This is a genomic window from Blastococcus sp. SYSU DS0533 (assembly GCF_054050775.1).
Map to the genome: position 1 here is coordinate 115,105 of NZ_JBJGZZ010000007.1, position 19,313 is coordinate 134,417.

Annotated in this window: 18 protein-coding genes and 1 pseudogene; 6 read left to right on the plus strand and 13 right to left on the minus strand. The window is 75.0% G+C overall.

Annotated elements, in window-relative coordinates; genetic code table 11:
- Positions 1-45 precede the first annotated feature (45 nt).
- From ACI79W_RS11025 to mgrA, 5 genes are read right to left on the minus strand one after another with little or no spacing between them, the layout of a single operon-like run.
- On the minus strand, positions 46-642 hold the full coding sequence (locus tag ACI79W_RS11025; protein WP_456562124.1) for a hypothetical protein: 597 nt from the start codon (positions 640-642) through the stop codon (positions 46-48).
- Positions 630-1,229, minus strand: coding sequence for a hypothetical protein (locus ACI79W_RS11030; protein WP_456562125.1), 600 nt, complete (start codon positions 1,227-1,229; stop codon positions 630-632). The genes ACI79W_RS11025 and ACI79W_RS11030 overlap by 13 nt, the downstream gene beginning before the upstream one ends.
- The gene (locus ACI79W_RS11035) at positions 1,226-2,473 is read right to left on the minus strand and encodes a hypothetical protein (protein ID WP_456562126.1); all 1,248 of its coding nucleotides are present in this window, start codon (positions 2,471-2,473) and stop codon (positions 1,226-1,228) included. The genes ACI79W_RS11030 and ACI79W_RS11035 overlap by 4 nt, the downstream gene beginning before the upstream one ends.
- On the minus strand, positions 2,470-2,760 hold the full coding sequence (locus tag ACI79W_RS11040; protein WP_456562127.1) for a hypothetical protein: 291 nt from the start codon (positions 2,758-2,760) through the stop codon (positions 2,470-2,472). Before ACI79W_RS11040 ends, ACI79W_RS11035 begins: the two co-directional genes overlap by 4 nt.
- A gap of 54 nt (positions 2,761-2,814) precedes the next feature.
- Complete coding sequence (gene mgrA / locus ACI79W_RS11045; RefSeq protein ID WP_456562128.1) at positions 2,815-3,846, minus strand: L-glyceraldehyde 3-phosphate reductase; 1,032 nt, start codon at positions 3,844-3,846, stop codon at positions 2,815-2,817.
- Positions 3,847-3,967: 121 nt separating this feature from the next.
- On the opposite strand from mgrA, the gene ACI79W_RS11050 reads away from it, so the two are divergent.
- Complete coding sequence (locus tag ACI79W_RS11050) at positions 3,968-4,126, plus strand: hypothetical protein (protein WP_456562129.1); 159 nt, start codon at positions 3,968-3,970, stop codon at positions 4,124-4,126.
- A 24-nt stretch (positions 4,127-4,150) separates the two neighbouring features.
- Here ACI79W_RS11050 and ACI79W_RS11055 read toward each other — a convergent pair whose 3' ends face one another.
- Both ACI79W_RS11055 and nagB read right to left on the minus strand, forming a co-directional pair.
- Positions 4,151-4,321 (minus strand): hypothetical protein, encoded by a 171-nt coding sequence (locus ACI79W_RS11055; RefSeq protein WP_456562130.1) that lies wholly within the window; start codon positions 4,319-4,321, stop codon positions 4,151-4,153.
- A 104-nt stretch (positions 4,322-4,425) separates the two neighbouring features.
- Complete coding sequence (gene nagB / locus ACI79W_RS11060) at positions 4,426-5,202, minus strand: glucosamine-6-phosphate deaminase (protein WP_456562131.1); 777 nt, start codon at positions 5,200-5,202, stop codon at positions 4,426-4,428.
- Between the two features lie 109 nt (positions 5,203-5,311).
- Between nagB and ACI79W_RS11065 the strand changes: the two genes are divergently transcribed.
- On the plus strand, positions 5,312-6,484 hold the full coding sequence (locus tag ACI79W_RS11065) for a glycoside hydrolase family 26 protein (RefSeq protein WP_456562132.1): 1,173 nt from the start codon (positions 5,312-5,314) through the stop codon (positions 6,482-6,484).
- Between the two features lie 45 nt (positions 6,485-6,529).
- On the opposite strand, the pseudogene ACI79W_RS11070 reads toward ACI79W_RS11065, so the two are convergent.
- Positions 6,530-7,120, minus strand: a pseudogene (locus ACI79W_RS11070) (SemiSWEET transporter); the annotation flags it as partial.
- Positions 7,121-7,317: 197 nt separating this feature from the next.
- On the opposite strand from ACI79W_RS11070, the gene ACI79W_RS11075 reads away from it, so the two are divergent.
- On the plus strand, positions 7,318-8,754 hold the full coding sequence (locus tag ACI79W_RS11075) for a serine hydrolase domain-containing protein (protein WP_456562133.1): 1,437 nt from the start codon (positions 7,318-7,320) through the stop codon (positions 8,752-8,754).
- Here ACI79W_RS11075 and ACI79W_RS11080 read toward each other — a convergent pair.
- Positions 8,751-9,335, minus strand: a complete 585-nt coding sequence (locus ACI79W_RS11080) for a hypothetical protein (protein WP_456562134.1) — start codon at positions 9,333-9,335, stop codon at positions 8,751-8,753. The genes ACI79W_RS11075 and ACI79W_RS11080 overlap by 4 nt on opposite strands.
- 171 nt (positions 9,336-9,506) lie before the next feature.
- On the opposite strand from ACI79W_RS11080, the gene ACI79W_RS11085 reads away from it, so the two are divergent.
- A complete protein-coding gene (locus ACI79W_RS11085) occupies positions 9,507-10,766 on the plus strand; it encodes a HupE/UreJ family protein (RefSeq protein ID WP_456562135.1) in 1,260 nt (419 codons plus the stop codon).
- Positions 10,767-10,777: 11 nt separating this feature from the next.
- Here the strand turns inward: ACI79W_RS11085 and ACI79W_RS11090 are convergent, their stop codons facing one another.
- Positions 10,778-11,626: a DUF817 domain-containing protein gene (locus ACI79W_RS11090; protein WP_456562136.1), complete on the minus strand. Its 849-nt coding sequence runs from the start codon at positions 11,624-11,626 to the stop codon at positions 10,778-10,780.
- A gap of 234 nt (positions 11,627-11,860) precedes the next feature.
- On the opposite strand from ACI79W_RS11090, the gene ACI79W_RS11095 reads away from it, so the two are divergent.
- Together ACI79W_RS11095 and ACI79W_RS11100 are read left to right on the plus strand one after the other, a co-directional pair.
- The gene (locus ACI79W_RS11095; protein WP_456562137.1) at positions 11,861-12,994 is read left to right on the plus strand and encodes a glycerate kinase; all 1,134 of its coding nucleotides are present in this window, start codon (positions 11,861-11,863) and stop codon (positions 12,992-12,994) included.
- A 421-nt stretch (positions 12,995-13,415) separates the two neighbouring features.
- Entirely contained in the window at positions 13,416-13,886 is a 471-nt protein-coding gene (locus ACI79W_RS11100) for a PH domain-containing protein (protein WP_456562138.1), read from the plus strand.
- A gap of 215 nt (positions 13,887-14,101) precedes the next feature.
- On the opposite strand, the gene ACI79W_RS11105 is transcribed toward ACI79W_RS11100, so the two are convergent.
- The 3 genes from ACI79W_RS11105 to ACI79W_RS11115 form a co-directional block, all read right to left on the minus strand.
- A complete protein-coding gene (locus ACI79W_RS11105) occupies positions 14,102-16,987 on the minus strand; it encodes a vitamin B12-dependent ribonucleotide reductase (protein WP_456562139.1) in 2,886 nt (961 codons plus the stop codon).
- Between the two features lie 144 nt (positions 16,988-17,131).
- Positions 17,132-17,653: a transcriptional regulator NrdR gene (gene nrdR, locus ACI79W_RS11110; RefSeq protein WP_456562140.1), complete on the minus strand. Its 522-nt coding sequence runs from the start codon at positions 17,651-17,653 to the stop codon at positions 17,132-17,134.
- A 1,327-nt stretch (positions 17,654-18,980) separates the two neighbouring features.
- The gene (locus ACI79W_RS11115) at positions 18,981-19,295 is read right to left on the minus strand and encodes a LysM peptidoglycan-binding domain-containing protein (protein WP_456562141.1); all 315 of its coding nucleotides are present in this window, start codon (positions 19,293-19,295) and stop codon (positions 18,981-18,983) included.
- Positions 19,296-19,313: the final 18 nt, after the last annotated feature.

Sequence of the window (19,313 nt, forward strand, 5' to 3'; positions counted from 1 at the left end):
CCGGTCGTGCACATCCCCCCGAGTGGTGAGGCCGAGGGGTTGCGCTCAGCCGGCGGTGACGCGGAACCGCTCGGCCGCCCGGTCGGCCATGTCCGCGAACTCCTCTCCCTCGTGCAGCAGCGTCCAGGCCATGACCAGCTCCACGCCCGTCGGCACCCCGTCGGCGTCGACCGCGCCCGGCGGCGCGACGAGGTGGCCGACGCTCTCCACGAGGAGCCCCTCGCCCGGGCCGGCGGCCTGCCGCCCCACCCGCCGGACGCGCAACGCCGGGCCGGCCGGCAGCGCGACCAGGTCGACCCCCGGCGGGGCCAGACCACGCCCGGCGGTGGCGCGCTCCTGCGCGGCGAGCTCCGGCAGCCCGGTGGTCAGCCGGTACCGGTCCGCCCGGAGGGTCGCGAGGACGCCGTGGGCCGGCTCCGGCACCCAGAGCGCGGCGAGGTCGGGCGCGCCCTCCCGGAGCGCAACGCCGAGTGACCGCAGCTGCGCGCCCAGCCGCCCGCCTCCGGGCCCGCGGACGCCGAGGACGTCGCACACCTCCCGCGCCCACCCGGCGACGGCACCGGACCGGGGCAGCCACACCCAGCCCTCGTCGCACGGCTCGACGCGGTATCCCCACTGCGCCGCCTGCGTCACGGAAGCCATCGGAAAGAGCCCGCGACCGCGTCGAAGAGCGCGCTGAGCGGTTCGAGCAGCTCGAGCAGCGGCGTCGAGAAGCTCAGCAGCACGAAGCCGCCCCCGGGCAGCGGGTGCCGGTACTGCACGACCGCGGTCTCGACCCGGCGGCCGTCCGGAGCGGGCACGAGCACCCGGCGCCGCAGGCGGGCCACCGGCCCGCAGACCAGCTCGACCACCTCGCCCGACGTTCCCGGACCCACCGCCGCGAGGAACGCGGCCTCTTCCGCACCGGGCGGCTCGCCGTCCCGCGGGGGCACCACGCCCACGGCCAGGGCGCAGGCGACCGGCGGGGCGCCCTCCTGGAACACCGGCAGGTGCACCTCGACGGTACGGCTGTCGCTGCGCGCGGCCACCGCATCGTGCAGCAGGCGGGCCACCTGCGGCATCAGCCGGTCGCGGTCGGGCCGTCCCCGGGTGACCGCCCGGGCGATCCGCCGGACGTCCGCCTCCCGCTGCACCCCGTCCAGGACCCGGATCCGCACCCAGTCACCCGGCACCGCGAAGGTGAAGTCACGGGGTGGCGCCCCGACGGTCCCCGGCGCCACGGCGGTCACCGGTCCCCCCGGACCAGGGCGGGGCCGCCGTTACCGGCGAACGCGTTGGCCGCGGGGGCCGTCCCGGCGGCGTTCGCGAGCAGGGACGCGCCGTCAGCCCGCGCGGCGCGGGACAGGCCGGTCCGCACCTGCGGGGCCGCCGTCGCCTGCGGGTGGACGAAGGGGCGCGGGCCGGCGACCGGGCCGCGCAGCAGGCCCGACGGGCGGTAGGCCTCGGCCCACTCCCCGCGGGTGGGCAGCCAGCCGCGCGGGTCGCGGGCCCGGGACGCGAGCGCCGAGGCCGCCGCTCCGGGGGACGCGACGACGGCCGAGGCCGCCTCCGCCTCCCGGCGGGTCATCCCCGAGCCCCGCAGGTGCTGCACCAGCGAGGGGCGGGCCAGCCCGCGGGTCCCCGTGGCCACCGCGCGGCCGGCCACCGCGAAGGCACGACCGGCCCCGAAGGTCAGCACGCCCACCGCGTCCCAGAGCACGGCGTCGAGCCCCGCCCGGCCGCTCCTCAGCAGCACCGTGTTGCCCACCAGCGAGACGGCACCGGCGACGAGGGCCAGCCCGGCGAGCGCCGCGGCGAAGGGCTGCAGACCCGGGATCGTGCCGAGGGAGAACGCCACCAGGCCGAGGACCGCCGACAGGACCCCGGCCCAGCCGGTGACGACGGCGACGACGTCGAGGACGTCGTCCCAGGAACCGTCCGCGAGGTCGTCCGCACCCACGACGTCGTCGATGGCATCGGCGGCGGCGTTCCCCGCCGCCCGCCACTCGGCCTCCAAGATGGCCAGTTCCTCGTCGGCCGCCTGGATGCCCCCGGTGGCCGCCGCGGCGTCCTCGTACGCCCGGCGCTCGGCGACCGGGTCGGACTCCGGCTGCGCGGCGGCGCGCTCGCGGGCCCGCCAGGCGGCGTCCCGGTCCTCCTCGGCCCGCTTGGCGCGGGCCAGGACGACGTCGGCGCGGGCCTGGACGTCCTGGAGCGTGCGCGCGTAGCCGGCGAGCGCCGCCGCCGTCCCCTGGTACCGGGCGAGCGCCTGCTCGATGGTGCCGGCCACCTCGGCGGTGCGCTGCCGGAACGCCCGGCCCGCTCCGGAGTCCCAGGCCGTCGCGCTGCCGTGGATCTCGCGGAGCGCCGTCGCCGCCGTGGTGATGGCCGCAGCGGTGCCGGCGTAGCGCCGTGCGAGCCGGGCGATGGCCTGGGCGTCCCCGCCGACCGGGTCCGACGAGCGCAGGGGCGACCAGTCCCGCGGGCGGCTCACCGCTCACCGGCCAGGGCGGCGACCAGCTCGGTCTCGATCCGCTCGTAGACGTCCGCGGCGTCCTGCGCGGCCCGGCCGAGCCCCGCGATGAGCCCGGCCATCTCGGTCCGCCGGCGATCCCAGCCGCTGCCGAACTGCCGCAGCCGCTCCCGCAGCCGGTCGTGCGCGATGACGCCGCCGTCGACATCGGCGGTGTCCCGCGCGCCGTCGAGCTCACCGTGCACGACCAGCAGCGCCCGCCCCGCGTCGCGCAGTACCGCCGTCTCCACCTCGAGGCCGTCGCTCACACCGCGGACCCTAGGCAGGAACGGCCCTGCCCCGGACCCGTCGTCCACAGGCGCTCAGGCGGTGCGGGGCCCCTCCCACAGGTCGATGCCGCCCTCGACGGCGTGCTGGTCGATCGCCGCGAGCTCGTCGTCGGTGAACGCGAGGTTGTCCAGCGCCCCGACGTTCTGCTCCAGCTGGGCCACGCTGCTGGCCCCGATCAGCACGGTGGTCATCCGCGGGTCGCGCAGGGCCCAGGCCAGCGCCATCTGGGCCAGCGACTGCCCGCGCTCCCGGGCCAGGCCGTCGAGCGCGCGGACATGGGTGAGGGTCTGCTCGGTGAGCAGGTCCGGTGAGAGCGACTTGCCCTGGCTCGCCCGCGACCCCTCCGGCACCCCGCCGAGGTACTTGTCGGTGAGCATGCCCTGGGCCAGCGGGGAGAAGGCGATGCAGCCGGCCCCCACGTCGGCGAGGGCGTCCAGCAGGTCCTCCCGCTCGATCCAGCGGTTGAGCATCGAGTAGGACGGCTGGTGGATCAGCAGGGGCGTCCCGAGGTCGGCGAGGATCGCGGCGGCGCGCCGGGTCTGCTCGGGCGAGTACGACGAGATGCCGGCGTAGAGGGCCTTCCCGGAGCGGACGGCGGTGTCCAACGCCCCCATCGTCTCCTCGAGCGGCGTCGTCGGGTCGGGCCGGTGGCTGTAGAAGATGTCGACGTACTCGAGACCCATCCGCCGCAGCGACTGGTCCAGGCTGCTGAGCAGGTACTTCCGCGAGCCCCCGCCCTGCCCGTACGGCCCGGGCCACATGTCGTAGCCGGCCTTGGTGGAGATGACCAGCTCGTCGCGGTACGGCCGGAAGTCGTCGGCCAGGTGTCGCCCGAAGTTGGTCTCCGCGCTGCCGTAGGGCGGGCCGTAGTTGTTCGCGAGGTCGAAGTGCGTGATGCCCAGGTCGAAGGCCCGCCGCAGGATGTCGCGCTGGCGGTCGAAGGGCATGTCGTCGCCGAAGTTGTGCCACAGGCCCAGGCTGAGCACGGGCAGGTCCAGGCCGCTCCGACCGGTGCGGCGGTAGGTCATGGACTCGTAGCGGTCGTCGGCTGCGGGGTAGGCCATGCACCGATCCTGCGTCACCGGCGGCCGGCCCGCCGCACCCACCCCGGATCGCCGGCGCCCGTGGGAGGGTCCCCGCCCCCTAGGGTGGACGGTGCCCGCCCCGCCTTCCCCTGGAGCTCCCGTGCTGCTGCGTCTGGTCGGTCTCCTGCTCGTCGTATGGCTGGTGCTCTCGATCATCGGCGCGCTGGTGGAGGGGCTCTTCTGGCTGCTGCTCGTCGGCGTGCTCCTCTTCGTGGCCACCGCCGCCTACGGCTGGCTGAAGCGCGACGACCGGGTCTGACCCCGGCGGCCGCCCGCCCGGGGATCAGTCGCCGTCGGCGTCGCCGGCCGCCCCGCCGGCGTAGGGGTGCGGGTCGCCCACCTGGCCGGTGGGCGGCGGGCCGGACGCGGGCTGCTCGGGGACCTGGTCCGCGGGCGCGACGCGGACCGTGGCCTCGAGTGCGTCCAGGCCGATGGCGAAGCGGTTCTCGGTCACGGGCTCACCATCCACCCGCGGGGGCCGGTCGTCCAGACCGGCGTTCCGGCGGAGGCCGGTCGGACCGCCAGCGGTCGCCGTCGGCGTCGCCGGGTGCGCGGAGGTCAGGCTCCGCCCGGGCGGTGGGCGTAGGTGTGGCGGTAGTAGTCGGCCAGGCGCAGCCGCGAGGCGGCCGCCTCGTCGAGGTAGACCCCTGCCCGTCGGTGCAGCTGCAGCACCGAGGCGGGGCACATGCTGCCCAGCGGACCCTCCACCGCCGCCGCGACGGCCTCGGCCTTGGCCTCGCCCTGCGCGACCAGGACCAGCTCCCGCGCCTCCAGGATGGTGCCGAGCCCCTGGGTCAGGCAGTGCACCGGCACCTCCTCCGGCGAGGCGAAGAACCGGGCGTTGTCCGCGCGGGTCCGGGGCGCGAGCGCCTTCACCCGGGTGCGCGACGTCAGGGACGACGTCGGCTCGTTGAAGCCGATGTGCCCGTTGGCGCCGATCCCGAGGAGTTGCACGTCGATGCCACCGGCCGCGCGGATCTCCTGCTCGTAGCCGGCCGCCGCGGCGTCCAGGTCCACCGCGCAGCCGTCGGGCACGCGCACCCGCGCCGGATCGAGCCCGAGCGGTTCGACGACAGTGCGCCGGATGACGGACGCGTAGCTCTGGGGGTGCGCCGGCGGGAGGCCGACGTACTCGTCCAGCGCGAAGCCGCGGACGCCGGAGACGTCGAGCTCACCGGCGGCCACCTGCCGGGCGAGCTCGGCGTAGGTGCCCAGCGGCGAGGAGCCGGTCGCCAGCCCGACGACGGCGTCCCTGCGCCGGCGGACCGCCTCGGCGACCCGCCGCGCGGCGACCCGGGCCACCTCGTCGGGCCCGGGGAGGATGACCACCTCCACCGGCCCAGGATCCCACCGGCCGGGCCCCGGGTGGCGCCTGCTCCTGACACCTGCGGGTGGTCGCCGGCCGACCGCTACAGCCGCGGCCCCGGACGTCCGATGGGAACCGGTGCGACGACTGCCGGCGCTGGCCCTCTCCGCCCTGACCACGACCGCGCTCCTCTCCGGGTGCGCGACCCCGGACGACGGCACCGCCGGAGCGACCGGGCCGGCGTGCCCGGCGGCGGAGCTGGCGCGGCCCGGCGCGGGCGACGGGATCTACCTGGGGGTGAACCTCGACTGGGGCGACCGCACCCTGGCCGAGCACGCAGCCGCGCTCGGCTCGCACCCCGCCGTCGCCGTCTCCTTCACCGGCTTCCCCTTCTCCCCCGCCGACGCGGGCAACCTCGACGCCGCCGTCGAGCAGGTGCGCGGCGAGGGCGGCCTGCTGCTGGTCACCCTCGAGCCGCACGAGGGGCTGGCCGCCGTCACCGAGGAGGTCTCGGCCGACCTGGCCGAGCGGCTGGCCGGCTACAACGAGCGCGGCGTCCCCGTCGTCGTCCGGTTCGCCCACGAGATGAACGGCTCCTGGTACCCGTGGGGGCAGCAGCCGAGCGCCTACGTCGAGGCGTTCCGGCGGGTGGCCGACGCCGTGCACGTGGGCGCGCCGGGCTCGGCGGTGATGTGGGCGCCCAACTACGGCGGCGGCTACCCGTTCACCGGCGGTGCCCACGCGGCGACCGACCTCGGCGACGTCACCGCGCTGGACACCGACGGCGACGGCGCGGTCTCGGCGGCCGACGACCCCTACGCCCCGTACTGGCCGGGCGAGGACGCCGTGGACTGGGTCGGCATGTCGCTGTACCACTGGGGCGACGCGCACCCCTGGGGCGAGAACGAGGTCCCCGAGGTCGGCAAGCTCCTCGCCCAGCTGACCGGCACCTACGCCGGGCGAGGCGGTGACGAGCGCGGGCTACCGGACTTCCACGCCGAGTACGGCGAGCGGTACGGCAAGCCGGTCGCCGTCCCGGAGACCGCGGCGTTCTTCGCCCCGGGCGGGGGTGGCGCCGACGAGCTGGCCGTCAAGCAGGCCTGGTGGCAGCAGCTGTTCGACCCGGGGCTGACCGAGCGGCTGCCCCACCTGGCGATGGTGAACTGGTTCGAGTGGGCCAAGGAGGAGCCGGAGGTCGGTGGTCGGGTGGACTGGCGCGCGACCGGGTCCGCGCCGGTGCGCGACGCCTTCCGCGCCGACCTGCCGGAGTGGGCCCTCGACGCCGGCGACGTCCCCCGCTGCGGCGGCTGACCCGGCCGTCGACAGCACCGCCCGCCGGGCGCGCAGCATCCCGCAGACGACGAGCGAGCAGCACAGCCCGACGCCGGCCGACAGCCACACCGCGGCCTGGTCGAGGCACCAGCCGTAGCCGGTCCACGCGGCGCAGGAGCCCGAGCCGAGCCACCACCGCGCCGGCGAGAGCCCGGAGATGTCCTGGCTGCGGTCGCGCAGCAGGCTGACCGGCTGCGGCAGCGCGGCCGCCGCCCCGACAACAGAGGCGACCCCGCCCAGCAGCGTCGCGGCCGCCACCGGGTCGGCACCCAGCAGCCCTGCCCCGGCGAGCGCCCCGGTGGCGAGCACGGCGAGGCCGGCGGCGCCGGACGCGGTCCGCAGGAGCACCCGCGGGGAGCGCAGCCGCGACTGGGTGAGCAGCAGCGCCCCGAGGACGGCGGCGTTGCCGGTGCCGACGACGGCGTTGGTGAGGATCTGCACCGGATCGCCGGAGAGCAGGCCGAAGGCGAGCCAGCAGAGGTTGAGCGCGACGGCGAGCCAGGCGCTGGTGGGCGAGAGGCCGAGCGTGCGGCGGTGCCGGCAGGAGAGCCAGACCTGGGGCCAGACGACGGCGATGCTGAGGGTGGCCGCGAGCGTGCCGACAGCGGCGGACATGGTGGAGCCGGATCCGTTCGGAGTCGGTGCGGGAGGAGCGGCCACCGGGAACGGGGTTCGGGGGGCTCGGCGGCGAGCGGCGCCGGTGGCGGCCGGGCGGTGACCGGGGACGTCATCGCGCCGTGGGGCCGTGACCGGGACGTGATCCTCCGATTCCGGAGTGTGACCTCCGCCGCACACTCCTAGGCTGGGCGGCCGTGACCACCCGGACCGAGACCATCCGCGCCGCCGCGGGCTACCTGCGGTCGTGGCTGGACGCCCAAGTGCGGCACCGCCGCGTACCGGGCGCGCAGGTGGCGGTCCGCCACGGCGGCGAGCTGGTGCTCTCGGCCGCGTCCGGTGTCGCCGACGTCTCGACCGGTGCGCCGCTGACCCCCGGGCACCTGTTCCGCGTCGCCTCGCACTCCAAGACGTTCACCGCGACCCTCGTGCTCCAGCTCGTCGAGGCGGGGCGGATGCGGCTGGACGACCCGATCGGCGCCCATGTGCCGGAGCTGGAGACGGGTGGCTCGCCGGTGGCCCGGGTGACCGTCCGGGAGCTGCTCGGGCACCAGGCCGGTGTCACCCGGGACGGCGCCGACGCCGACTTCTGGCAGCTGGAGCAGCCCTTCCCCGACCGGGCGGGGGTCATCGCGGCGGCGCTGCGGGCGGGCCCGGTGCTCCGCCGCAACGAGCACTTCAAGTACTCCAACATCGGCTACGCGCTGGTCGGGCTCGCGATCGAGGCCGTCACCGGCATGCCCTACGCCGAGGCGGTCCGCGCCGGGATCCTCGAGCCGCTCGGCCTCACCCGCACCGGAGCTGACCACGACCCCGCGCGGGCCGGCGAGCACGTCAGCGGGCACACCGGGCTGCTGCTGGGCGAGGACACCCGCGAGCCCCTCGGCTCCGTGGGCACCGGCGCCCTCGCCGCGGCGACCGGCTTCTTCTCCACCGCCGAGGAGCTCGCCCTCTACGGCTCGGCCCACGTGCTCGGGGACGACCGGCTGCTCGGCGACGACGCGAAGCGGCTCATGCAGCGCGTGGAGTCGGTGGTGACCGCCTACGGCACGGAGGTCGGCCGCTACGGCCTGGGGTTGGCACTGACGACCGTGGGCGAGCGGCAGCTGGTCGGGCACAGCGGGGGGTGGCCGGGGCAGATCACCGTCACCTTCGTGGACCCGGCCGACGGGCTGGTCGTCAGCGTGCTCACCAACGCGATCGACGGCCCGGCCGAGGAGCTGGCGTCCGGGCTGGTGAAGCTGGTCGACGTCGCGCTGCACCCGCGCACCGCGGTGCCCGCCGCGCCTCCCGGCAGCCCGCCGCCGTCGTCCTTCACCGGCCGGTTCGCCGGCCTCTGGGGCGTGGTGGACGTCGCCGACCTCGCCGGGCGGCTGGTGCTCGTGCGGCCGACCTGGCCCGATCCCCTGCCCGGGGTCGAGGAGCTGCAGGTGGTCGACCCGGGCACGTTGCGGGTCGCCCCGCAGCCGGGGTTCGGGCCGGCCGGCGAGCTGGTGCCGGTGGAGCGGGACGCCGGTGGCCGGGTCGTGTCGCTGCGGCTGGGCGGCGTGACCTACCGGCCGGTCGAGGAGTTCCGCCGCCGGCGCCCCTCGGTGACCGGGCGGCGGACCCCGTCGCCGGGGCTCTGGGACTAGGCCGCCAGCCCGGAGAACGTCGGCATGGACTCCTCACCGTCCCAGGTCACGCGGAAGGCGAAGGCCTCCTCGAGCGCCGCCCGGTACCCCTCGGCCTCCGCCTCGGTGATCTCACCGGCGGCCACGACGGCGTCGATGGCCGGGCTCCACGCCTCGACCAACGCGTCGACCAGCGTCTGCGGGTCCACCCCGATGTCCGTGGCGACGGCGGCCAGGTTCTGCTCCTGCTCCTCCATCCGGACGTGGAGCTCGTCGTGGCTGATCGCGAGCACCTCATCGAGCACGTCCTGGACCGGCTGGTGGCCGCGGTGCAGGTCGAGGCTCCCGTCGCCGTAGGCCTCCTGGACCAGCGCGACCAGCTCGGCCTCCGTCGTCACGGAGCCGACGTCGACGGCCCCCGGGCCACCACCGCCGCCCGGACCGCCCTGGGCGAAGCCCCGGCCGTCGGTGGTCGTCCCGCTCGTCGCCGTGGTGCTGCTCGTGCCGGCGGCCGCTGCGTCGTCCGTGGTCGCGCCGCAGGCAGCGGCGACGGGCAGGACCGCGGTGAGCAGCAGGGCGGCGATCGTCTTCCGGACCTTCATGGTTGGTTCTCCCGTGATCGGTGGTTCGTCGGTCCCCACCGTCGCCGGGTGGCCTCCCTCGACCCTGGACGGCGGCTGCGAACACGCTGTGAAGCTGAATCCTGACTCACAGCGATGATTCACAGCCGGCTTTCGGGGAGCTCCCAGCTCCGGCCGCCACCGTCTGCAGCCATGTCGTCCCTCCCCCGCCGCCGCGCCCTCGCCGCGGCCGCCGCGCTCGCCGCGGCCCCGGTGGTCCTGCTCCCCTCGGTCGCGAGCGCGCACAGCTTGGAGAGCAGCACGCTCTCCGTGCACGTCGGCGAGGAGACGGTCGACGCGACGGTGAGCATCGCGCTCGAGACGCTGGACGCGGCGCTGGGCACCGACCACGCCGGCTCCGGTGGCCTCGCCTCCGCCGGCGAGGTGATCGCGTACCTCGACGAGCACCTGACCGTGACCGGCGCCGACGGCACGGCGTGGGCGGAGACGTGGTCGGGGGCCGTGCGCGAGTCGGTCGAGGGCATCGAGTCCTTCAGCGTCGACGTCGCCCTCGACCCCGCCGGCGCCGATCCGTCGTCCTTCACCATCGACTACGACGCGATCATCGAGGGGGACAGCACGCACGAGGCCGTCGTCGTCCTCACCGACGCCGCCGGCGACGTCACGACGGCGGGCGTCCTCGACGCATCGGAGGGCAGCCTGCGGATCGGGGGCGCGGTCGGCACCGGGATCGCCGACATGCTCGGGTACGGGTTCTCCCACGTGCTGGAGGGCGCCGACCACCTGCTCTTCCTGCTCACCCTCCTGCTGGTCGCCCCGCTGGTCGCGGTCGCGGGCCGGTGGCAGCGGGCCGACGGCGCCGTCCGCACCGGGCGCCGGGTGGTCGGCGTCGTCACGGCGTTCACCGCCGGGCACTCGCTGACGCTCGTCGCCTCGGCGCTGGGCTGGGTGTCGCTGCCGAGCGCACCGGTGGAGGTCGTGATCGCGGTGTCGGTCGGGGTGGCCGCGGTCCACGCGATCCGCCCGCTGGCCCGGCGCGGGGAACTGCTCATCGCGGCCGGCTTCGGCCTCGTGCACGGCCTCGCGTTCGCCGGCATCCTCACCGGCCTCGGGCTGGACGGCTCCGCGTCGCTGCCGGCGCTGCTGGCCTTCAACGTGGGCGTCGAGCTGGCCCAGCTGGTCACCGTCGCCCTCGTCCTCCCCTCGCTCCACCTGCTCTCACGGACCCGCGCCTACCCCGCCGTGCGGTCGACCGGCGCGGGGATCGCCCTGGCCGCGGCCACCGGCTGGGCGCTCGACCGCCTCGGTGTGCTGGCGAACCCGCTGGCAGGGCTCGAGGACGCCGCGATCGGCCACCCGTGGGTCGTCGTCGCCGGCCTGGCTGCGGTGGCGGTGTGCGCCCGGCTGCTCGACCCGCGTCCCGCACGTCCCGCTCCGCCCGCGGCGGGGTGACGCGTCGGCCGTCAGCGACCGGCGGTGGGCACCCGGTCGGCGAGCGGTGCCGTCAGCGGGGGGACCTCGGGCGCCTCGTAGGCCCGGAAGACCGTCCGGTCACCGGGCCGGCCGTACAGCTGCCCCTCCCGGGCCTTCACCGCCGCGACCAGGACGATGCTGACCACCACCAGCAGCGACCACGACCCCAGCTTGGCGGCGTGGACCAGCGTCCACACCGACTCCTGGGACGGGTACTGCCAGGCGCGCAGCAGGGTCGCGGCGTTCTCGGCGATCCAGAGGAAGAAGCCGATGAGGACGAAGGACAGCGCGAGCGGCATCACGTAGCGCCGCCGGCCGACAGTGAAGTGCACCCCGGTCCGCCAGGTGACGGCCAGCAGGGCCAGGGCCAGCGGCAGCCGCACGTCCCACGTGACGTGGTGGGTGAAGAAGTTGAGGTAGATGAGCGCGGCGACGACCGCGGTGCTGCGCGCGCGGTAGGTGGTGATCCGCAGGTCGAACCGGCGCCAGGCCTGGCAGACGTAGCTACCGACAGCGGCGTACATGAACCCGCTGTACAGCGGCACCCCGCCGACCGTGGCCAGCCCGGTGTCCGGGTAGGACCAAGAGCCCTGGGCGACCTTGAACAGCTCGAGCGCCAGGCCGACCAGGTGGAAGCCGAGGATGACCGCGACCTCCCGGCCGGTCTCCCAGCGGACCAGCCACAGCACCAGCGTCACGCCGAGGGACCACAGCAGCAGCGCGTCGGCGGCGTTGACCGGCAGCGGGACGACGCGGACCGCGGCGAGGCCGAGGAAGAACAGCACCGCGAACAGGCAGCACTGGGCCTCGATCCAGGTGAACCGCAGCAGCTGCCTCACCGGGGAGAGGCTAGGTCGTGGCGGCGGCCGGTGGCGTCTCCGCCACCCGAGCGCGTCCCGGGCTGGTGGTGAGCGGACCGTCGCGGGGCCCCCGACCGCGCGGTCAGCCACCGGGGACGCGATAGCCGGCGCGATGTCGCGCCCGGGCGCTGCCGGGGAGACGCGGCCGCCGGACGGCGGGCGACGTGGACCTCGTGGTGGTGCGCCGGGTCGCCGCGGGCCGATACTCGGCCCGTGACGGCCGGACCATCGAGCGCGCCGACCGCGGGGTCGCTCCGGGTGCTGGTGGCGCCGGACTCGTTCAAGGGGTCGGCCTCCGCGCACGACGTCGCGGTGGCCGTCCGCGACGGGTGGCTCGCCGCGCGGCCGGCCGACGCGGTCGTGCTCGCCCCCATGGCCGACGGCGGCGAGGGCACGGTCGACGCCTTCGCCGCGGCCGTCCCGGGCTCGCGCCGGATGCCGGTGGAGGTGGAGGGCCCCGACGGCCGCCGGGTCCGCTGCGACTGGCTCCTCCAGCCCGACGGCACCGGCGTCGTGGAGCTGGCGGCGGCCAGCGGCCTCCCGCTGATGCGCCGCCCCGACCCCTTCTCGGCGCACACCCTCGGCTTCGGCCAGGTCGTCGCGGCCGCCCTGGACCACGGGGTAGGGCGACTCCTGCTGGGCATCGGTGGGAGCGCGAGCAGCGACGGCGGCGCCGGCCTGCTCACCGCCCTCGGCGCCCGGTTCCTCGACGCCACCGGCCGGCCGGTCCGGCCGGGCAACGCCGGCCTGGCCGACCTCCACCGGGTGGACCTGGACGGGTTGCGCCCGCTCCCCCCGGACGGTGCCGTGGTGCTCGGCGACGTCGATGCCCCGCTCCTCGGGGTGCACGGCGCCGCCGCCGTCTTCGGACCGCAGAAGGGCGCCGACCCGGCGGACGTCCCGCTGCTGGAGTCCCGGCTGCGCCGGCTGGCCGAGCTGACCGGTGGCGACCCGGCGGAGCCCGGAACCGGCGCGGCCGGCGGTACCGGGTTCGGCCTGCGCCTGTGGGGAGCCTCCCTGAGCGCCGGCGCTGCGGCGATCGGGGAGGCGCTCGGATTGCCACGGCTGCTGGCGACGGCCGACGTGGTGGTGACCGGCGAGGGGCGGTACGACGAGCAGAGCGCCGGCGGCAAGGTCGTCTCGCACGTGCTGTCGCTGGCCCGGGCGGCCGGCACCCCGGTGCTCCTGCTCGCCGGCAGCGCGACGACCTCGACCGGGGCCTTCGCCGACGCCGTCTCGCTGGTCGACGTCGCGGGTGGGCCGGCGGAGGCACTGGGCGATCCGGGAAGGTGGCTCCGGGAGGCCGCGGCCGGGCTGGCCCACCGCTGCCCGGTGCACGGCCCGTGACCCTGGCGCGGCTGCGGAGGTCCTCCCCCGCGCGGGGGGAGCGATCGGTCAGGCGGTGGTGGCCGCGGTGCCGCTGGGGCTGATCACCCTCGCGAACCAGACCGCCAGCTACGTCCGGGCCGACCCGGCCCACACCGGGGGCTCCGCGGGGCTGCTGCGGACGCTTCTGCTACCTCGGCCGATCCTTGCCGGCGCCGTCATCGGCATGGCGTACCCGGACCGTGCCGACACGGCGGGACCGGACGACCTGGCGTTCCTCATGCTGCTTCTCGCTGCGGGCCTGCTCGCCCTGACCGCGGTCGACCGATCGCCGGGCGGGAGCCGTCGACAGGAGGCTGAGCAACCCGGCCCGTCCGGCGGATGCGGTCGACCGGAGGATGCGCGGAGACCTCCGGAGAGCGGCCGTGGCGGGGGACGCTGCATGATCGCGACCGTGACCCCGTCGGACGCCGTCCTCGAGTTGCGCCCACCGCGCTTCTCCACCGCCCTCTACGGCGCCTCCGTGGTGGTCGCCGTGGTGCTGGTCGTGTTCGTCCTGGCCACCGGTGGTCCGCCGCTGTTCCGGGCCGTCTTCGCGGCCTTCGCGGTGGGCATCACCGGCTACAACACGGCGACGGTGCTCAGCCGTGTCCGCGCGCATGCCGATGGCGGCCTGGAGGTCCGGAACCGGCTGCAGACCCGCCGCCTCGAGCGCGCGGAGATCGACCGGGTGGCGGTGGGCCGCCAGGGTGGTTTCGGGTCCGCGCGGGGCGTGGAGCTGGTCCTCACGAACGGGACCACCCTGCCGCTCGTGGCGACGGAGACGCTGCCGTTCCCCGGCCAGGGGCAGCTGGAGGAGCAGGCCGCAGAGCTCCGGCGGTGGCTCGCAGGGGCTCCCCCGGCGTCGCGCTGACGCCCCATCGGCCGCGTAGCGCTAGCCCCTGCCGCGCAGTGAGCCAGCGGCTGCGGCACCGGGCACCCACCGACCGGACGTCCCCCGAGAGGGCCTGTCCCCCCGGAGCGGTGCGCTCCGGGGGGACAGGTCGATCGGTCGGTCGTGCATGACCGGTCGGCGGTCGACGTCCTGACCTCAGCCCCCGCTGCGGGGCGCGGTCAGGACGGTCGCCATCAGCTGCAGCCGCTGGTGGAGCCGCAACCCTCGCAGACGTAGCAGCTACCGGCCGGCCGCATCTTCGTGCCGCAGGTCATGCACAGCGGCGCGTCGGTGGCGGTGCCGGTGACCAGCTCGAGCAGCTCGGCCGAGGAGTGCGCCTCCTTGACCGACTTCGGGCCCTCCGGCGTGACCTTCTCCTGGGTCGGGACGGTCTCGATCGGCGCGGAGCCGCGCAGCTGCTCCAGGTCGACCTCCTCCTCCTCGACCACCGTGGCGGTCGACGCGGAGGTGCCGTAGCCGGCGACCTGCGCCGCCCGCTCCTCGGCGCTGAAGATGCCGAGGCCGGCCCGCTTCTCCACGGGCAGGTGGTCCAGCGCCAGGCGGCGGAAGATGTAGTCCATCACCGACTGTGCGATCCGGATGTCCGGGTCGTCGGTCATGCCGGCCGGCTCGAACCGCATGTTGGTGAACTTCTGGATGTAGGTCTCCAGCGGCACACCGTGCTGCAGCGCGATCGACAGCGAGATGGAGAAGGCGTCCATCACACCGGCCAGGGTCGAGCCCTGCTTGCCGAGCTTCAGGAAGACCTCGCCGAGGCTGCCGTCCTCGTACATGCCGGCCGTCATGTAGCCCTCGGCACCGGCGACGCTGAACGAGGTGGTGACGCTCGTGCGCTTCTTCGGCAGCCGCTTGCGGACCGGGTGCGAGACCGGGCTCGAGGCGACCTCGGCCTCGGCCTCGGCCTCGGCGACCTTTTCCGCCTTCTTGGCCTTGGCGTCGGACAGCGGCTGACCGACCTTGCAGTTGTCGCGGTAGATGGCCAGCGCCTTGAGACCCATCTTCCAGCCCTGGAAGTAGATGTTCTCGACCTCCTCGACGGTCGCCGTCTCCGGCATGTTGACCGTCTTGGAGATGGCGCCCGAGATGAACGGCTGCACCGCGGCCATCATCCGGACGTGGCCCATCGGGGAGATGGCCCGCTCCCCCATGGCGCAGTCGAAGACCTCGTAGTGCTCGGGGCGCAGGCTCGGCGCGTCGACGACGTGGCCGTGCTCGGCGATGTACTCGACGATCGCCTCGATCTGCTCCTCCTGGTAGCCCAGGCTGCGCAGGGCCCGCGGCACCGTCTGGTTGACGATCTGCATGGAGCCGCCGCCGACCAGCTTCTTGAACTTGACCAGCGAGAAGTCCGGCTCGATGCCGGTCGTGTCGCAGTCCATCATGAAGCCGATGGTGCCGGTGGGGGCCAGCACCGAGGCCTGGGCGTTGCGCCAGCCGTTGTCGGCGCCGATCTCCAGGCACTCCTGCCACTGCTGCGTGGCGACCTTCAGCACGTCCGCGTCGTCGGCACCGACGGGACGGATCGCGTCGTTGGCGGCGGCGTGCTTGCGCATGACGCGGGCATGCGCGTCGGCATTGCGGGCGAAGCCCTCGTAGGGGCCGACGATGCCGGCGAGCTCGGCCGAGCGGCGGTAGGCCGTGCCGGTCATCAGCGAGGTGATGGCCGCGGCCAGCGTCTGGCCACCGCGCGAGTCGTAGGCGTGACCGGTCGCCATCAGCAGGGCGCCCAGGTTGGCGTAGCCGATGCCCAGCTGGCGGTAGGCGCGGGTGGTCTCACCGATCGGCTCGGTCGGGAAGTCGGCGAAGCAGATCGAGATGTCCATCGCGGTGATGACCAGCTCGACGGCCTTCACGAAGTTCTTGGCGTCGAACGTGCCGTCGTCCTTGAGGAACTTCATGAGGTTCAGCGACGCCAGGTTGCACGAGCTGTTGTCCAGGCTCATGTACTCCGAGCACGGGTTGGACGCGTTGATGCGACCGGTCTCGGGGTTGGTGTGCCAGTCGTTGATCGTGTCGTCGTACTGGATGCCGGGGTCGGCGCACTCCCACGCGGCCTGGGTGACCTTGCGGAACAGCGACTTGGCGTCGACGGTCTCGATGACCGAACCGTCGAGGCGGGCCCGGAGGCCGAACTCGTCGCCCTCCTCGACCGCGCGCATGAACTCGTCGGAGACGCGCACGGAGTTGTTGGCGTTCTGGTACTGGACGCTGGTGATGTCCTTGCCGCCGAGGTCCATGTCGTACCCGGCGTCGCGCAGCGCGCGGATCTTGTCCTCCTCGCGCGCCTTGGTCTCGATGAACTCCTCGATGTCGGGGTGGTCGATGTCGAGGACGACCATCTTGGCCGCGCGGCGGGTGGCGCCCCCCGACTTGATGGTGCCCGCGGAGGCGTCGGCCCCGCGCATGAAGGAGACCGGGCCGGAGGCGGTGCCACCGGAGGAGAGCAGCTCCTTGGAGGAGCGGATGCGGGAGAGGTTCAGGCCGGCACCGGAGCCGCCCTTGAAGATCAGGCCCTCCTCGCGGTACCAGTTGAGGATCGAGTCCATCTCGTCGTCGACGGCGAGGATGAAGCAGGCGCTGACCTGCTGCGGCGCGCTGGTGCCGACGTTGAACCAGACGGGCGAGTTGAAGCTGAAGTACTGGTGCAGCAGCATCCAGGTCAGCTCGTGCTCGAAGATCTCGGCGTCGCCCTCGGTGGCGAAGTAGCCGTGCTCGCGGCCGGCCTCGGTGTAGGTGAGCACCACGCGGTCGATGAGCTGCCGCAGGCTGGTCTCGCGCTGCGGGGTGCCGACCGCACCGCGGAAGTACTTCGTGGTGACGATGTTGGTGGCGTTGATGCTCCACTCGGCCGGGAACTCGACACCGCGCTGCTCGAAGTTGATCGAGCCGTCCCGCCAGTTGGTCATGACGACGTCGCGACGCTCCCAGGTCACCTCGTCGTACGGGTGCACACCAGCGGTGGTGAAGACGCGCTTGATCTTGAGGCCCTTGGCGCGGCTGGGCGTCTTGGCGCTGCGGCGGGTGCGGGCGCCGGCCACGCGGTCGTCGGTCTCGGTCATGGTGTGGAGCTCTCCCTGGTCGTGTGTCGCGTGGTGCTTCGCGGGGCTGCGCGGTGGTGCTGCGCGGTGGCGGATCGGGGGCTGGGGAAGAGCCGCGATCGGTAACTGCTCGAACTGCTGTCTATCGGGTGGCACCGACAGTTCTCAGGTGCCGGCGGAGGTGCCGGACGGGACCGGCTGCCGGGGCGCGGGCGGGCCCGCCTCCCCCGGCGGCGCGCTGGACTGCCGCGCCTTGAGCTCGGCGATCTCCCGCTCGAAGTCGGCCACCGAGGTGAAGGAGCGGTAGACGCTGGCGAACCGCAGGTAGGCGACCTCGTCGAGCTCGCGCAGCGGGCCGAGGATCGCCAGGCCGACCTCGTGGCTCGGCACCTCCGCGGCGCCGCTGGCGCGGATGGCGTCCTCCACCTGCTGGGCGAGGAGCTTGAGCTGGTCCTCGTCGACCGGCCGGCCCTGGCAGGCCCGCCGCACGCCGGCGACCACCTTGCTGCGGTTGAACGGCTCGCTGACGCCGTTGCGCTTGACGACGGCGAGCACCGCCTCCTCGACGGTGGTGAACCGGCGACCGCACGCCGGGCACGAGCGGCGACGACGCGTCGTGGCCCCCTCGTCGGCCTCCCGCGAGTCGATGACCCGGCTGTCGGCGTTGTGGCAGAACGGGCAGCGCACGGTGGTTCACCTCCTCCGCCGGTGGGCCCGCGACCGGCCTGCCTGTGGAGCTCCCTGGGGACATCCGGTGGACGCCGCGGGGAGAACCTGAGGACGGGGCTGTGGACGGGCTTACAGCTGTGTAACTACTAGATGTGGGGGAACCCTAGGACGGCTCCCACAAGATGTGCAAGTGATCGTCTGCTCGGCGTGTTCCCCTCCGGCACTGCCGTGCGCAGGCGGATCAGCGGCCCCCAGCCGTCACAGCGGCACCGCACCGACACGCCGGGGACCCACCCACCCGAGGACCCCCGCGGCGCGGCGACCGGCCGGGTACCGGCGACGCCCCGGCACCCCCTGCCGCGCCGGGCGCGGCGCCCGTGCGGACGCCGGACGCCGCCCCGAGGCGACGACCGGCACGTGCACAGGGCGCCGTCGGGCGCGGGTGCGGCGGGCGCTGAGCCGTCAGGCACGGACGGCCCCGTCCACCCATGGACGCCGGGATTGCGGGACCTGGTCGCCCAGGCGCATCGGCCGGGTGAGCAGGTCGCGCTCGAGGTCTGCGGGCGGGGTCCAGCCGTACCCGGCCGGACGCCTCTCGACCGGGTGCGGGGAGCGCGCGGCGGGCACCGCGCAGGCGCCCGACCGGCTACCCCGGCCCGCCGCCGGCCCACCTGCCCCGACGGGAGGGAGGTGGCGGGTGTCGGCGGCACTGTCCCGACCACCCGCCGGCGCCGCGACCGGGGCACGGTGACGACCGGCCGGGGCCGGAGGCACGGACGTCGCCGACCCGGAGGGCGCCGGGACGGATGGCGCCGGCACGGCGGGGACCTCGTCGATCTCGGGCGCCCGTCGCCGACCACCGGACCGGGCAGTGGCCGGACGTCCAGCGCGGGCATCGCGCACCAACGGCAGGCTGGCCGTCGAGTCGCGGGTCGCAGGCCCGTCGGCCCCCGGGGCGGTTGCCCCCTGCGCAGGCATCGCCTGCGTCACCGGGACCGCGTCGGTGCGCGCCGGCTCGGGCAGCCGCACCGCTGCGAGCCCCGTCCACACCGTCTGCTCGACACCGCCGGCGACGACCCGGACCCACATCTCGCAGGCGCCGGCGTCATCGTGCCGCCACCCCAGCAGCTGCCCTGCCCGCCAGGCCCCCGCGTGGTGGACCTCGACGACCTGGGGCTGACTGGTGAACACCGCGGCGCGGCTCTCCATAGCGCTGGACACCCACTGACCGCAAGCGGCTGACGAGCACGGTCCGTAAACGTCCGCATACAAACGGTTGTCGAAGTCCACGACCGACCTTGTAGATCTCTCGCCATGCCGACCTCGGGCACCCGGAGTCTCCCGGTCAGGGCAGCACGAGGACCTGACCCGGCGTGATCGCCGCGCTCTCGAGCCCGTTCATCTGACGGATGTCGACGACGACGTCGCGCACGTCGCGCTCCCCTGCCACCGCACCCGCGATGGACCACAGCGTGTCCCCTGGCTCGACGATGACCTTCGCCGTCCCCATCAGCTCCAGCCCGTCGCGGGCCTCGCCGAGGACGGCGCCACCCAGGGCGACCACACCCAGCGCGAGGAGCAGGACGACCACCGCGACCACGCGGCGCCCGCGCGCCGTGAGGCGCAGCGGCGGGAGTGGCGCCGGCGCGCCGCTGCCCACGGCGGCCGACCGGACTGC